Genomic DNA, 14936 nt, shown 5'->3' on the forward strand with positions numbered 1-14936 from the left:
GAGAGATGGTCCTGCGGCAGACGCTGACCATCCGGAACAGCCGCGGCCTGCATGCCCGCGCCGCGGCCAAGCTGGTGACGCTGGCGGAGCGCTTCTCCGCTTGCCTGCATGTCTCGCGCGACGGGCAGCGGGTGCCCGCCTGTTCCATCATGGGGCTGATGATGCTGGGGGCCGGCCAGGGCAGCACGGTCGAGATCGAAGCCGAGGGCTGGGACGCCAAGGAGGCGCTCGAGGCGGTGGCCGGCCTGATCGAGGCCGGCTTCCATGAAGAATGAGAAGGCCGAGGCACCGGCCGGGCTGATCGCCCGCGGCGCGGAGCGGGGCGCGGACCGCGTCGGGGAGCGGGGCAGTGAGGCGCCGCGGCGGGCCACCGCGCGCCGGACGCGTGAGCACGCCGTCCGCGGCATCCCCATCTCCCCGGGCATCGCCATCGGCCCGGTCTATGATACCAACGAGATCCCGGCCGAGGCGCCGCGCCGCGCCATCCTGCCTGGCCAGGTGGAGGCGGAGCGGCAGCGCCTGGCGGATGCCGTCGCGCTCTCGCGCAAGCAGCTGGGCAAGCTGAAGGCCCGGCTCGGCATCCTGCCCGAGGAGGCGCAGGAGGAGCTGGCGCCGCTGCTCGACGCCTACATCCTGATGCTGGGCAATTCCCGGCTGCTGCGCGGGGCGCGCCGACGGATCGAGGCCGAGCTGCTCGCGGCCGAGACCGCGGTCGGGGACGAGGCGGAGGCGATCGCGGCGCAGATCCTGGCGGCGAAGGACGATGACCGCGCCGGCCTCCGGCGCCGCGCCGACGAGGTGCGGGAGATCGCCAAGCGCCTGACCCGCAACCTGACCGCGACCCCCTTCCGCAGCCTGAAGGAGGTGCCGGAGGGCGCCATCCTGGTGGCCGAGGAGCTGACGCCGGCGGATGCCGCGCTGCTCGACCCCGCGCGCATCGCGGGCGTGGCGACCGAGGAGGGCGGGGCCGATGGCCATACCGCCATCATGCTGCGGGCGCTGGGCATCCCCTCCGTCCTCGGCTGCGTCGGGCTGACCGAGACGGCACAGCGCGGCGACCAGGCGGTGCTGGACGGCAGCGCCGGCACCATCGTGCTGCGTCCGGGCGAGGCGGCGCTGGAGAAGGGGCGGGAGTCCCTCACGGCCTTCGCGCGGGAGCGCGCGAAGCTCGCCAAGCTGCGGCGCCTGCCGGCGGTGACGACGGATGGCGAGCCGGTGGAGCTGCAGGCCAATCTGGAGATCCCGGCCGAGCTGCCGCTGATCGCCCAGGCCGGCGCCCAGGGCATCGGGCTGCTGCGCACCGAATTCCTCTTCATGAACCGGGAGGACCTGCCGGACGAGGAGGCGCAGACCCAGGCCTATGCCGAGGTGCTGGAGGCGATGGGCTCCGACCCCGTCACCATCCGCGTGCTGGACTGGGGCGGCGAGAAGGACATGGAGGCGCTGAGCCAGGGCATCGCGCCGACCCATGCCGGGCCCAACCCGGCGCTCGGTCTGCGCGGCCTCCGGCTGCTGCTGAAGCGGCCGGAGCTGCTGGAGGCGCAGTTCGCCGCCATCCTCCGCGTTGCCGACCGCGGCAATGTCCGCATCCTCCTGCCGCTGGTGACCAACCCGTCGGAGGTGAAGGAGGCGCGCGACATCTATGAGAAGGTGGCGAAGCGGCTGAAGCGCAAGGGCGTGCACGTGCCGGAGAAGCTGCCCGAGCTCGGCGTGATGATCGAGACGCCGGGGGCGGCGCTGGCCGCGGATGCGATCGCGCTGGAGGCGGATTTCTTCGCGATCGGCACCAATGACCTCGCCATGTACACCCTGGCGGTGGACCGGGCGGAGGCGGAGGTGAGCCACCTGTACGACCCGCTGCACCCGGCGGTGCTGCGGCTGATGCAATTCGCGACCGAGGCCGCGCTGCGGCTGCGCATGCCGGTTTCCGTCTGCGGCGAGATGGCGGGCAACCCGCGGCTGGTGCCGCTGCTACTGGGCCTCGGCATCCGCAGCCTGTCGATGAATGCCAGCGCCATCCCGCGGGTGAAGCAGGCGGTGCGGGCGCTCGATATCGGCGACTGCGCGCGCTTCGCCCGGCGGGTGATGGAGCAGTCCGACCCGCAGCGGATCCATGAACTCGTCATGGAGTTCGGGGCGGGGGCGGAGAAGGGATAGGGCGGGCTCACCCGCCTTTCCGCTTCGCCTTGCGCCGCGGCGGCACCTTCACGCCCCTGGCCATCTCCCGCTTCGCCGCCGCGGTCATCACCCCCCGCGCCGCACCGGCCCAGGCATTGGCGGCGCTGAGCCAGAGGCTGAGCAGCGGGTTCTTCTTCGTCCAGGGATTCGCCATCGCCCCGGGGGAACGCCGCAGGGCGATGGCCGTTGCGCGCGACGGGTCAGGCCACGGCGTTGCTGCGCAGCGTGGCCGCCGGCTCGGCTTCCGCCAGCATGGCGTCCGCGATCTTCTCCGCCGTCATCAGCACGGGGAAATTGGTGTTCGCGCAGGGCACCACCGGGAAGATCGAGGCATCGACCACCCGCAGCCCCTCCACCCCGCGCACCCGCCCCTCGGCGTCCACCACCGCCATCGGGTCGTCCTCGCGCCCCATGCGGCAGGAGCAGGAGGCATGCCAGACGCCGATGGTGGCCTTGCGGATGAAGGCCTCCAGCGCCTCCTCGTCCTCCATCACCTGGCGGAAGGTGAAGCCTTCCACCACGTAGCGCTCGATCAGCCAGCTTCGCAGCGCCGGCGGCCCGTCGAGCAGCGTGGCGATGGCCCGGGTCAGCCAGCGGTTCTTCTCGTTCACCACGCCGATCTTCCGCACCTTGTCGCTGTAGGCGGCGGGGAAGGGGTCGGTCGTCACCGCCGCCAGCGGCGCGCTGAGCTGGATGGCGGCCAGCATGCGGAAGCCGCTCATCAGCCGGTCGAGGTCGCGGCGGTCGGAGAGCAGGTTGAACTCCACCACCGGCTCCTCCCGCCAGTCCGTGCTGGCCAGGCGCACCTGCCCGCTCTCGGAATAGGTCTTGTTCACGAAGGCCAGCAGGGAGGCGATCTGCTCCCCCACCGCATGCCAGGCGGACTTGCTGGCCACCGCGACGAACATGTCGCCGGCCGGCGCCTCCGGGATGCCGGAGGAATAGCGGAGCCCCAGCAGGATGTGCCGGCGGGAATGCGCCTCCGTCAGCCGTGCCGGCTTGCGGATGAAGGAGGAGAGCGAGATGGAGGGGTGGTCCATCAGCCGCTGCCCGACGCCGGGAAGGGCCGAGCGGACCTCGATCCCCATCTCCCTGAGATGCCCGACCGGCCCGATCCCGTTCCGCAGCAGGATGGCGGGGGAATGGATGGCGCCGGAGGAGAGGATCACCTCCCGCCCGCGGAACTCGCGCGCCTGGCCGTCCACCAGGGCGGTGACGCCGACGCAGCGCCTGCCCTCGAAGAGCAGCCCGCTGACCTGGGTGTTGGTGGAGATGGTCAGGTTCCCGCGCCGCCGCACCTGCTCGTTCAGGTAGCCGACCGCGGCCGAGACGCGCTTCTTGCCGTCGATGGAGACGGTGACGGGGAAGTAGCCATCCTCGAAATGGCCGTTCTGGTCCGGCAGGTACTTGAAGCCGGCGAGGCGGAAGGCCTCGGCCGCCGCCCGGCTATGCTCGGGCCAGCGCTCGGGCGGGATGCGGGTGACGGTGATGTGGCCGTCCTTGCCGTGCCATTCGTCATCGAGGTCCAGGTCGCGCTCGACCTTGCGGAAATAGGGCAGCACCGAGTCCCAGTTCCAGCCGGCGGCGCCGCGCGCCTCCCACTCGTCATAATCGGTCGGCGCGCCGCGGTTCGCCATCTGGCCGTTGATGGAGGAGCCGCCGCCCAGCACCCGCGCCTGCTCGTATTTCCGCAAGGGGGGCGGCGCGGCCTCGGGGTTGTTGTGGGAGACGACCTGGGTGCGGACCTTCAGCTCGGTCCAGTGGAAGCGCGGGTCGAAATAGGCGGTGCCGGGATAGGTGTCCTCGATCTCCCTCGGCACCTGGCCGGGCGGGGTGTCCTGCCCCGCCTCCAGCAGCAGCACGCGGTTGCCGGAGCGGGCCGAGAGCCGGTTGGCGAGCACCGAGCCGGCGGAGCCGCCGCCGACGATGATATGGCTGTAGTCCACGCGCTTCCCCCCAGGGCTTCTGTCCTTGGGGGATTTTCCTAGCACGGGTCGCCCGGCGCGCCATCACCGCAGCGGCGCGGCCGGCGCCGGCTTCGTCCCGGCCGGCGGGCGCAGCTTGCCCACCACGCTGTCGATCACGGCATCCAGCAGCTTCAGCACCGGCTCCAGAGAGTAGCCGAGGAAGAAGGCCCAGGCCGCGAGCGAGAGGCTGAAGCCGCCGAACTGCACCGGCGCCTCCGTGCCGAAGAGAAGGCCGAGCAGCCCGCCGAGGGTCGCGGCCAGCGTCACGCGGATGATGCCGAGCCGCCCGTCCCGGGCCGAGAGGGTCCAGCTGGCGATCCGGTCATCCGTCCGCCGCAGCACATAGACGCAGCCGCCGATGAAGCCGAGCAGCAGGGGCAGCAGGTAGCCGGTCAGCATGGTGATGCCGGCGCTGGTGCGCAGCTCCGTCCGCTCCCAGTCCGCCGGCGTCACCGGGGCGTGCAGCGCGACCGGCGGCTGCAGGCAATGTGCGCGCTCCTCGGTCGCCGGGGCGCCCGAGAGCCAGCGCCGCCAGTTCCGCGGCTGCAGCAGCACCATGCGGCAATTCCAGGCGGCGAGGCGGGTGAAGGTCATCGCCTCCCGCAGCCGGAGCTGGGCGAGCTGGCTGCACAGGGCCTGGGACGTGGCCTTGGCCGGCAGGCGGTGGGGGTCCCGCGCGGCCGGCAGGGGCGTGGCGGCGGGCGCGTTCCTCTCCGCGGGGGCGGGGTCCGGCTCGCAATAGGCGATGAAGGGGCGGGCCGGCGCCGCCGCGGGCCCGGACCGTGCCGGGGTCTCGGGGGCGGGCGGCGCCGCGGCGGCGGCATCCAAGCCCGGGCCGGCGAGGATCCAGTCCGTCGCCGGGTCCAGCTTCGCCATCTCGCTGAAGACGGTCGCCAGCTCGGCGCGCACCGCGGCGAGCTGCCCGACGGTGCGCCTGCCGTCATCGACATGCATGAGCAGCCCGATCGAGAGGGCCGTCGCGGCGACGAGGAGGGCGCGGATGGCCTGGAGCCGCCAGCGGAGGGCGCGCACCATCCCCCGCTCCTCCCGCGTCGCATCGGGCCCGAGGCCGAGGAGGAAGCCGCAGGTGACCCGGATGGTGGTCGTCGTCGCGGGCGCCGCGGCCCGGCCGAGCCGCTCCACCAGGCGCAGCAGGTGGTCGAGGCGGTCCGGATCGCCGGCGACCGCCTCCGCCGGATCGGTCAGCAGCGACATCTCCGCATGGCTCACCCCGCCGGGCGTGGCATCGGCCAGGGCGCGATCGGTCGCCTCGGCCAGATGCGCGATGAGCAGCAGCCCGTCCCGCTGCAGGATCCCGACCTGCCGGAGGGCGTGCGGGTTGGGTCGCGTCTCCGGCGGGCAGAGCATGTCCGGCATCGCTGTCTCCTCCCCAGGGGTGGCGCCCGGCCCCGCCCGCGACGGATCACGCAGATGTCGCCCGGCGATGGGCCGGCGCCGGCGCGGGCAACGCTCCCGTCACTCTTGGAGGGTGGGGGCCGCTCCGCCTATGCTGCCGCGCACATGCCGCCGGCCCCGCCCGCCCGCGCGCGCCGCCGCCAGGTCCCCCCCGTCCCGGCCCCGGCGCCGCGGCCGGCCTCATCCTCCCCGCCCCCTGTCGTCCCCGCGCGCCGCCGCGGCCGGTCCCTGCTGGGCTGGCTGGTCCAGGGGCTGGTCTTCGGCGTCCTTGGCCTGTTCCTGCTGGTGCTCTACTTCGCCTGGGACCTGCCGCGGGTGGATGGCGTCCCGGCCGCGACCCGCCGCCCCTCCGTTACCCTGCTGGCCGCCGACGGCGCCATGCTGGCAACCCAGGGCGACCTCTATGGCGAGACGGTGCGGCTGAAGGACCTGCCGCGCACCCTGCCCGCCGCGCTGATGGCGGTGGAGGACCGCCGCTTCCGCAGCCATTGGGGCATCGACCCTTATGGCCTGGCCCGCGCCGCGCTGGCCAATTGGCGCGCCGGGGAGGTGGTGCAGGGCGGCTCCACCCTCACCCAGCAGCTCGCCAAGAACCTGTTCCTGACCGCCGAGCGGACGACGCGGCGCAAGGTGCAGGAGGCGCTGCTGGCCCTCTGGCTGGAGCGGCGCTTCAGCAAGGACCAGCTGCTCGAGATCTATCTCAACCGGGTCTATCTGGGCGCCGGCGCCTATGGGGTGGATGCCGCGGCGCGGCTCTTCTTCGGCGTCCCCGCCAGGCGGGTGAACCTGTGGCAGGCGGCGATGCTGGCCGGCCTCCCCAAGGCGCCCTCCCGCCTCAATCCGCGCGCCTCGCCCGACCTCGCCGTCGCCCGCGCGGCCGAGGTGCTGGAGGCGATGGTGGAGACCGGCGCCATCACCCAGGCCCAGATGGAGGCCGAGCTCGGCCGCATGCGGCTGCCCACCCCGCCCTCCCGCCAGGCCGGCTGGTTTGCCGACTGGGCGCTGGAGGACCTGGCGGAGACCTTCCCGGGCAATGCCGATCTGGTGCTGCGCGCCACGCTGCATGCGCGGCTGCAGGCCAGCGTGGAGGCGCGGCTGGAGGCGCTGCTGGCCGGGCCGGGCGCGCGGGCGGGCGTGACGCAGGGGGCGGTGGTGGTGCTGGACGCCCATACGGGCGCCGTCCGCGCCATGGCCGGCGGGCGGGAGTTCCGCGCCAGCCAGTTCAACCGCGCCACCTCCGCCCGCCGCCAGCCCGGCTCCGCCTTCAAGCCCTTCGTCTTCCTGGCCGCGCTGGAGAAGGGGATGCGGCCGGAGGAGGACGTGCCGGACGGGCCGCTGACCCTCGGCAGCTGGTCCCCGAGCAACGGCACCTGGCGGCCGCGCGGCGAGGTCAGCATGGAGGAGGCGCTGGCGCAGTCCGTGAACACCGCCGCCGTCCGGGTGCTGTTCCGCGCCGGCGGCCCGCGCGCGGCGGCGGAGGCGGCACGGCGGCTCGGCATCGACGGGCGCTTCCCGAACGATGCCTCCATCGCGCTGGGCACCGGCGAGGTATCCCTGCTGGAGCTGACGGCGGCCTATGCCGCCTTCGCCAATGGCGGGCTGCGCGTGACCCCCTTCGGCATCACCGGGGCCCAGGCGACCGGTGCCGCCCTGCCCGTCCCCCGCCCCGCGCCGCGGCGGGCCATGACGCCGGAGGACGCGGCGGCGATCCGGCGGATGCTGGAAGCGGTGGTGGCGCGCGGCACCGGCCGGGCCGCCGCGGTCCCGGGCCGGACGGTCGCCGGCAAGACCGGCACCACCCAGGATTTCCGCGATGCCTGGTTCATCGGCTTCACCGGCAGCAGCGTGATCGGCATCTGGCTGGGCAACGATGATGGCCGGCCGATGGAGGATGTCCGGGGCGGCACCCTGCCCGCCCGGCTGTTCCGGGAGATCGTGGAGGCCGGGCTGTAGCGCCCTGGCCGCACCGCGGGGGAAATCGCGCCCGCTGCTGGCGCCGAGGCCGCACGGTCGCGTTAGATGCCCGGCGGGTCAGGAACGGAACGGGCGAATGGCGTCAGAGGAGGCCGCGCTGCGGCGCAAGGCGGAGCGGATGGCGGCGATCGCCGGCCTGGCGCGCACGGTGCAGCACGACATCAACAATCTGCTGACGGTCATCTTCGCCAATCTGGAGATGCTGAAGCGCACGGCCGCGGAGGGCCCGCCGCAGCGCCAGCTCACCCGCGTGGAGGAAGCCGCGCGCCGCTTCGACGGGACGAGCCGCGCCATCCTCTCCCTCATCCGCCGGCCCGCCGGGGAAGTGGTGGCGATCCGCCTGTCGGACGCCCTGGCCGCGCTGCACCCGCTGCTGCACATGATCCTGCCCGCGCCGGGGGCGCTGGTGGTGGAGCTGGCCGAGCGCGACCCGCCCGTGCTGATCGAGCGCACCGCGCTGGAGGAGGCGCTGCTCGCCCTGGCGCAGCAGATCGCCGAGACGCAGCCGCGCGGCCTGGCGCTGACGCTGGCGGTGGCCGACCAGGCCGGGGCGGGCGAGCTTGCGGTGCGGCTGCCGGCGGGCCTCGCGCCCCCGGCGCTGGCGCGGCTGGCGGCCTTCGCCGAGGCCGGCGGCGGCACGGCGGAGGGCGGGGAGGGCAGCCTGCGGCTCCGCCTGCCGCCTGCCGCGGCAGGCGGCGGATGATGCCGCCAGCACGCCCCGAAACCGGGCACCCGGCGCCCGTTTGTATTGCAGCCTGGCAGGCCGCCGAGGGGGGAGGTGGCGCGGTCGTTGCGGCTCGCTTCGCAGGGGCGGCCGTCTCTGCTATCGGCGGTTGCCCCCGGCGGGGGCGGGACGGAACGTGACCAGTTCGCGTTGATATCCCGCTCCCTGCTGGCGCAGCATTTGCTGGGCGAAAACAACAGGGACCGCCGCCCAAGGGCGGCTGGAACGGGAGACTGAGGTCGATGCAGCCCTTCGGGCTTTCCTTCACGCGCGCGCTCGGCGCCGCGGCCATGTGCCTGACCATTGCCCTGCCGGGCCTCGCGCAGGCCCAGCAGGCGCCGGCGGCAGCGGCCAATACCTTCGATGCCGTCCGCTCGCGCGGCCAGCTGGTCTGCGGCGTGAACACCGGCCTGGCCGGATTCGCCCAGCCGGACAGCCAGGGCGTCTGGCGCGGCTTCGATGTCGACTACTGCCGCGCCATCGCCGCCGCCCTCTTCGGCGACGCGAACAAGGTGCGATACGTGCCCACCACGGCGCAGAACCGCTTCACCGCGCTGCAGTCCGGCGAGGTGGACGTGATGGCGCGCAACACCACCTGGACGCTGTCGCGCGACACCTCGCTCGGCCTCGATTTCACGGCCATCAATTTCTATGACGGCCAGGGCTTCATGGTGAAGTCCAACCTGAACCTGAAATCGGCGAAGGAGCTGGAGGGCGCGACCATCTGCGTCCAGCCCGGCACCACCACCGAGCAGAACCTGACGGACTGGGCGCGCGCCAACCGCATCCGCTTCACCCCGGTGGTGATCGAGCGGCTGGAGGAGCTGGTCAGCGCCTACACCGCCGGCCGCTGCGACGCCTACACCACGGACGTCTCGGGCCTCGCCTCCACCCGCAGCGCGCAGCCCCGCCCGGCCGACCACACCATCCTGCCCGAGGTCATCAGCAAGGAGCCGCTGGCGATCGGCGTGCGGCAGGGCGATGCTCGCTTCGCCGACGTGACGCGCTGGGTGCATTTCGTGCTGCTGGCGGCCGAGGAGTTCGGCATCACCCAGGCCAATGTCGAGCAGATGCTGAACGACCCGCGGCCGGAAGTGCAGCGCATGCTGGGCCGGAACGGCGGGCTCGGCCCGATGCTCGGCCTGAACGATGCCTGGGCCGTCAACGTCATCAAGGCGGTCGGCAATTACGGGGAGGTCTTCAAGCGCCACCTGGAGCCGATCGGCATCCAGCGCGGGCCGAACGCCCTCTGGACCCAGGGCGGGCTGCAATACGCCCCGCCCTTCCGGTGACCCTGCCCGGGGCCGGCCCAGGCCGGCCCCGGACTCTGCCGCCTGAGACCGCCTGACAGAACAAGAGGGCGCCCGCGATGTCCCAGTCCACCACCGATCCCCGGCTGCTGCGGGCACCGCCGAAACGCAAGCTGCGCCTGTCCTGGGCGGATGAGCGGGTGCGCGGCATCGTCTGGCAGGTCGTCGTCGTCGGCATCGTCGGCGTCATCGTCTGGTGGTTGTGGTCCAACACGGTCCACAACCTGGAAGTCCGGCGCATCGCCACGGGCTTCGGCTTCCTGGAGCGCGAGGCCGGCCTGCCGATCGCCGAGAGCCTGATCGAGTACAGCCCGACCGACACCTATCTCCGGGCGCTGACCGTCGGCCTGCTGAACACGCTGAAGGTCGCGGTGGTCGGCATCCTCCTCGCCACCATCCTCGGCACGCTGATCGGCATCGCCCGGCTCTCGCGCAACTGGCTGCTCTCGAAGCTCGCCGCGCTCTATGTCGAGGTGATCCGCGACCTGCCGCTACTGCTGCAACTGCTCTTCTGGTACGCCATCCTGCAGGGACTGCCCGGGCCGCGCCAGGCGCTGAACCCGGTGGAGGGCGTCTTCCTCTCCAACCGCGGCCTGAAGCTGCCCTGGATCGAGTGGCAGGACGCGCATTCCTTCGCGCTGCTGGCCTTCATCCTCGGCGCCGTCGCCACCTGGCTCTACCGCCGGCAGGCCCTGGCGAAGCAGATGCGGGACGGCCAGCCGCGCCGGATCTGGCCGGTCGCGCTGGGCGCCATGGTCGCGCTGCCCGTCGCGGTCTGGGCGGCGATGGGCGCGCCCTGGACGGTGGACTGGCCGGCGCTGCGGGGCTTCAACTTCCGCGGCGGCCTGACCATGAGCCCCGAATATTTCGCGCTGCTGCTCGGCCTCGTCCTCTACACCGCCGGCTTCATCGCCGAGATCGTGCGCGCCGGCATCCTGGCCGTGCCGCAGGGGCAGTGGGAGGCGGCGCAGGCGCTCGGCCTGCATCCCGGGCAGGTGCTGCGGCAGATCGTGCTGCCCCAGGCGCTGCGCGTCATCGTCCCGCCGATGACCAGCCAGTACCTCAACATCACCAAGAACAGCTCGCTCGCGGTGGCCATCGGCTACCAGGACATCGTCTCGATCGCCAACACCACGCTGAACCAGACGGGACAGGCGATCGAGGGCATCGCCATCATCATGCTGGTCTACCTGACGATCAGCCTGTCCATCTCGCTGTTCATGAACTGGTACAACGCGAAGATCGCGCTGGTGGAGCGCTGAACCATGAGCGACCTCACGCTGACCACCGCCGCCGCGACCTCGCCCGAGGCCGCGCCGCGCACCCCGCCCGCCAGCCAGATCGGCCTGCGCGGCTGGCTGCGCGCCAACCTCTTCTCCTCCTGGATCAACACCGCGGTCACGCTGGTGCTGGCCTATCTGATCATCCGCTGGACCATCGGCTTCATCGAATGGGGCGTGATCAACGCCATCTGGTCGGTGCCGGAGAACCAGACCCAGGCCTGCCGCGACCTCCGGGGCGTGGGCGCCTGCTGGGCGGTGATCACGGAGAAGCACCGCTTCATCCTCTTCGGCACCTATCCCTATGAGGAGCACTGGCGCCCGGCGCTGGTCTGCCTGCTCTTCGTCGGGCTCTACGTGGTTTCCGCCATGCGCCGCTTCTGGCGCTGGGAGCTGGCGCTGGTCTGGGTGGCGACGCTCGCGGTGATCGGCGTGCTGATGTGGGGCGGCGTCCTCGGCCTTTCCTATGTCCCGCAGGAGCGCTGGGGCGGCCTGCCGATCACCCTGATCCTGGCGACCTTCGGCCTGGCCTTCGCCTTCCCGCTCGCCATCCTCGTCGCGCTCGGGCGGCGTTCGAAGCTGCCCGCCATCAAGGCGCTCTGCGTGCTGTATGTGGAGCTGATCCGCGGCGTGCCGCTGATCTCGCTGCTCTTCATGGCGAGCGTGATGTTCCCCCTCTTCCTCCCCGAAGGGATGAACATCGACAAGCTGCTGCGCGCGCAGATCGCCATCATCCTCTTCGCCGGCGCCTATCTGGCGGAGGTGGTGCGCGGCGGCCTGCAGGCGCTGCCCAAGGGGCAGTACGAGGCGGCCGACGCCCTCGGCCTGGGTTACTGGCAGAAGACCGGCTTCATCATCCTGCCGCAGGCGCTGCGCCTGGTCATCCCGCCGCTGGTCAACACCTTCATCGGCTTCTTCAAGGACACCTCGCTGGTCCTGATCATCGGCATCTTCGACCTGCTGACCGCGGGCAAGACCGCGATCATCGAGCCGGCCTGGCAGGGCTTCGGCATTGAGGTCTACCTGACCGTGGGTGCCATCTACTTCGTCTTCTGCTTCGCCATGTCGAAATACAGCCAGGACCTGGAGGCGGAGCTGAACCGCCACCGGCGTCGTTGACAGCGGAACATCGGAGCGATGTTCCGCCCCTCAATCGCCGGGCGGGCCGCAGCCGCGGCCCTTGGCTACGCGCCACTCGGCGCGGGCCGCATTCGCGGCCTCGGCATAGGGCGGCGCCCTATGCCGCCATCACCTTTACCCCGATGACGAAGGCGCGCAGCCCATGAGCGAGACCCTGGAGCACATCGCCTCCGCCGCCCGCACGGATGCCCCGCCGGCCATCCTGCTGGACAAGGTCAACAAGTGGTTCGGCGCGCTGCATGTGCTGCGCGACGTCTCGCTCTCCGTCGCGGTGGGCGAGCGGCTGGTGGTCTGCGGCCCCTCCGGCTCCGGCAAGTCCACCATGATCCGCTGCATCAACCGGCTGGAGACCCACCAGGAAGGCCGGATCGTGGTGGACGGCATCGAGCTGACGGACGATGTCCGCGCGCTGGACGCCATCCGGCGCGAGGTCGGCATGGTGTTCCAGAGCTTCAACCTCTTCCCGCACCTGACGGTGCTGGAGAATTGCACCCTCGCCCCCATCTGGGTGCGCCGCATGCCGAAGGCCGAGGCCGAGTCGCTGGCCATGCACTATCTGGAGCGGGTGAAGATCCCCGAGCAGGCGAAGAAATACCCTGGCCAGCTCTCGGGCGGCCAGCAGCAGCGCGTGGCGATCGCCCGCGCGCTCTGTATGAAGCCGAAGATCATGCTCTTCGATGAGCCGACCAGCGCCCTCGACCCGGAGATGATCAAGGAGGTGCTGGACACCATGGTCGGGCTGGCCGAGGACGGCATGACCATGATCTGTGTGACGCATGAGATGGGCTTCGCCCGGACGGTCGCCGACCGGGTGGTCTTCATGGACCGCGGCGAGATCGTGGAGATGGGCACGCCCGTCCAGGTCTTCGAGAATCCGCAGACGGACCGCCTCCGGCTCTTCCTCAGCCAGATCCTGCGGGGACATTGAGGCGCGGGAAGGGGGAGGACGAGGGCAGCCTTGCAAGCGCCGGGGCAGGCGCTTAAGCCTTCGCGCCGTCCTCCCCCCGGAGCGCCCGCTTGACCGCCCCCTCCCATGCCGGCCAGAGCCGGAAGGTCACCCTGCCCCTCCTGCTCGGCGTGCTCGGCGTCGTCTATGGCGATATCGGCACCAGCCCGCTCTATGCGCTGCGCGCCGCGCTGCTGCATTTCTCCGCCGACGGGATCGAGCGCTGGGAAATTCTCGGCATCCTTTCCCTCATCATCTGGTCGCTGATCCTGACGGTGACGGTGAAATACGTCACCTTCGTGCTGCGGGCCGACAACAAGGGGGAAGGCGGCATCCTGGCGCTGATGGCACTGGCCCAGCGCATCGCCGGCGGCGAGCAGTCGCGCCGGGTCGTCGCCACCATCGGCATCGTCGGCGCCTGCCTCTTCTTCGGCGACGGCATCATTACCCCGGCCATCTCCGTCCTCTCGGCCATGGAGGGGCTGAAGGTCGCCTCCCCGGCCTTCGAGCCGCTGATCATCCCGGGCTCGGTCTTCATCCTGCTCGCGCTCTTCCTGGTGCAGTTCCGCGGCACCGGGAGCATGGGCGCGGTCTTCGGGCCGGTCACCGCGCTCTGGTTCGGCTCGCTCGGCCTGCTCGGCCTGATCGAGGTGGTGCTGGAGCCGGAGGTGCTGACCGCCATCTCCCCGCACCATGCCGTGACCTTCTGCCTGCACTACAAGCTGGCGGCCTTCATCGCCTTCGGCTCGGTCGTGCTGGCGGTGACGGGGGCGGAGGCGCTCTATGCCGATATGGGGCATTTCGGCCGGCGGCCCATCCGCCTCGTCTGGCTCAGCATCGTGCTGCCGGCGCTGGCGCTGAACTATCTCGGGCAGGGGGCGCTGCTGCTGAGCGACCCGGCGGCCATCGAGAACCCGTTCTACCTGCTGGTTCCCGAATTCCTCCGCCTGCCCATGGTGGTGCTGGCGACGGCCGCGACCATCATCGCCTCTCAGGCGATGATTTCGGGTGCTTTTTCGATTGCCCGGCAATGCGTCCAGCTCGGCTTCCTGCCGCGCCTCGTCGTCCGCCATACCTCGGAGACGGAGGAGGGGCAGATCTACCTGCCGCAGGTGAATTTCGCCCTGCTCGCCGGCGTGCTGATCCTGGTGCTGTCCTTCCACACCTCGGACGCGCTGGCCGCCGCCTACGGCATCGCGGTCACTGGCACCTTCGTCTGCACCAGCCTGCTGGCGATCCTGGTCTTCCGCCGGCAATTCGGCTGGCCGGCGGCCCTGGTCGGCCTGGTCTTCCTGCCGCTGCTGCTGCTCGACCTCGCCTTCTTCCTCTCGAACGTGCTGAAGATCCCGGAGGGCGGTTGGGTGCCGCTGGTGCTGGGCGCCGGGCTCTTCATCCTGATGCATACCTGGAAGCGCGGGCGGGACCTGCTCTTCGCCCGCTTCCGGCAGGACAGCCTGCCGTTGAAGAGCTTCCTGGCCCGCCTGCCGCAGAGCCGCACCATCCGCGTCCCCGGCATCGCGGTCTTCATGACCAGCCAGGCGGACTATGTTCCCGGCGCCCTGCTGCACAACCTGAAGCACAACAAGGTGCTGCATGAGCGCGTGCTCTTCGTCACCGTGCTGAATGAGGACGTGCCGCAGGTCGGCCCCGACCGGCGGCGGGAGGTGACGGAACTCGCCCCCAATATCCACCGCGTCATCATCCGCTACGGCTTCCAGGAAAGCCCCCATATCCCGCGCGAGCTGGATGGGCTGAAGCAGGAGGGCGTGGCCTTCGAATCCATGCAGGCCAGCTACTTCCTGGGGCGGGAGACGCTGGTGGCGGCGGTGGTGCCGAAGATGTCGCACTGGCGGCAATGGCTGTTCACGCTGATGTCGCGCAATGCCGTCCCGGCCACCGAATTCTACCGCATCCCCTCCGACCGGGTGGTGGAGCTGGGGGTGCGGGTGGCGATTTGAACCGGACGCGACCGAAAGCGTTACCGAGAGGCACGAGCCCGCA

The 14936-nt window shown here is 71.5% G+C and carries 12 protein-coding genes; 9 read left to right on the plus strand and 3 right to left on the minus strand.

Annotation, left to right across the window (positions count from 1 at the left end):
* Window positions 1–5: 5 nt before the first annotated feature.
* Together LHA35_RS01090 and ptsP are read left to right on the plus strand one after the other, a co-directional pair.
* The gene (locus tag LHA35_RS01090; protein WP_226603510.1) at window positions 6–275 is read left to right on the plus strand and encodes an HPr family phosphocarrier protein; all 270 of its coding nucleotides are present in this window, start codon (window positions 6–8) and stop codon (window positions 273–275) included.
* Window positions 265–2157 carry a phosphoenolpyruvate--protein phosphotransferase gene (gene ptsP / locus LHA35_RS01095; protein WP_226603427.1) on the plus strand — a complete coding sequence of 631 codons (1893 nt, stop codon included), beginning with the start codon at window positions 265–267 and terminating at the stop codon, window positions 2155–2157. The genes LHA35_RS01090 and ptsP overlap by 11 nt, the downstream gene beginning before the upstream one ends.
* A 7-nt stretch (window positions 2158–2164) precedes the next feature.
* On the opposite strand, the gene LHA35_RS01100 is transcribed toward ptsP, so the two are convergent.
* The 3 genes from LHA35_RS01100 to LHA35_RS01110 form a co-directional block, all read right to left on the minus strand.
* Window positions 2165–2332 carry a hypothetical protein gene (locus tag LHA35_RS01100; protein WP_226603429.1) on the minus strand — a complete coding sequence of 56 codons (168 nt, stop codon included), beginning with the start codon at window positions 2330–2332 and terminating at the stop codon, window positions 2165–2167.
* Window positions 2333–2378: 46 nt separating this feature from the next.
* Complete coding sequence (locus LHA35_RS28920; protein WP_226603431.1) at window positions 2379–4124, minus strand: GMC family oxidoreductase; 1746 nt, start codon at window positions 4122–4124, stop codon at window positions 2379–2381.
* A gap of 63 nt (window positions 4125–4187) precedes the next feature.
* Window positions 4188–5522, minus strand: coding sequence for a hypothetical protein (locus tag LHA35_RS01110; RefSeq protein ID WP_226603434.1), 1335 nt, complete (start codon window positions 5520–5522; stop codon window positions 4188–4190).
* Window positions 5523–5666: 144 nt separating this feature from the next.
* On the opposite strand from LHA35_RS01110, the gene LHA35_RS01115 reads away from it, so the two are divergent.
* The 7 genes from LHA35_RS01115 to LHA35_RS01145 all read left to right on the plus strand — a co-directional run bounded on the left by LHA35_RS01115 (window position 5667) and on the right by LHA35_RS01145 (window position 14893).
* Window positions 5667–7514, plus strand: coding sequence for a transglycosylase domain-containing protein (locus LHA35_RS01115; protein ID WP_226603437.1), 1848 nt, complete (start codon window positions 5667–5669; stop codon window positions 7512–7514).
* A 97-nt stretch (window positions 7515–7611) separates the two neighbouring features.
* The gene (locus tag LHA35_RS01120; protein WP_226603439.1) at window positions 7612–8238 is read left to right on the plus strand and encodes a sensor histidine kinase; all 627 of its coding nucleotides are present in this window, start codon (window positions 7612–7614) and stop codon (window positions 8236–8238) included.
* 263 nt (window positions 8239–8501) lie between these two features.
* Complete coding sequence (locus LHA35_RS01125) at window positions 8502–9551, plus strand: amino acid ABC transporter substrate-binding protein (protein WP_226603441.1); 1050 nt, start codon at window positions 8502–8504, stop codon at window positions 9549–9551.
* A 77-nt stretch (window positions 9552–9628) separates the two neighbouring features.
* The gene (locus LHA35_RS01130; protein ID WP_226603443.1) at window positions 9629–10831 is read left to right on the plus strand and encodes an amino acid ABC transporter permease; all 1203 of its coding nucleotides are present in this window, start codon (window positions 9629–9631) and stop codon (window positions 10829–10831) included.
* A 3-nt stretch (window positions 10832–10834) separates the two neighbouring features.
* Window positions 10835–11968, plus strand: coding sequence for an amino acid ABC transporter permease (locus tag LHA35_RS01135; RefSeq protein WP_226603446.1), 1134 nt, complete (start codon window positions 10835–10837; stop codon window positions 11966–11968).
* Window positions 11969–12131: 163 nt separating this feature from the next.
* On the plus strand, window positions 12132–12917 hold the full coding sequence (locus LHA35_RS01140) for an amino acid ABC transporter ATP-binding protein (protein ID WP_226603447.1): 786 nt from the start codon (window positions 12132–12134) through the stop codon (window positions 12915–12917).
* An 89-nt stretch (window positions 12918–13006) separates the two neighbouring features.
* Entirely contained in the window at window positions 13007–14893 is a 1887-nt protein-coding gene (locus tag LHA35_RS01145; RefSeq protein WP_226603448.1) for a potassium transporter Kup, read from the plus strand.
* Window positions 14894–14936: the final 43 nt, after the last annotated feature.

Source organism: Roseicella aerolata (assembly GCF_020523605.1).
Taxonomy (GTDB): domain Bacteria; phylum Pseudomonadota; class Alphaproteobacteria; order Acetobacterales; family Acetobacteraceae; genus Paracraurococcus; species Paracraurococcus aerolatus.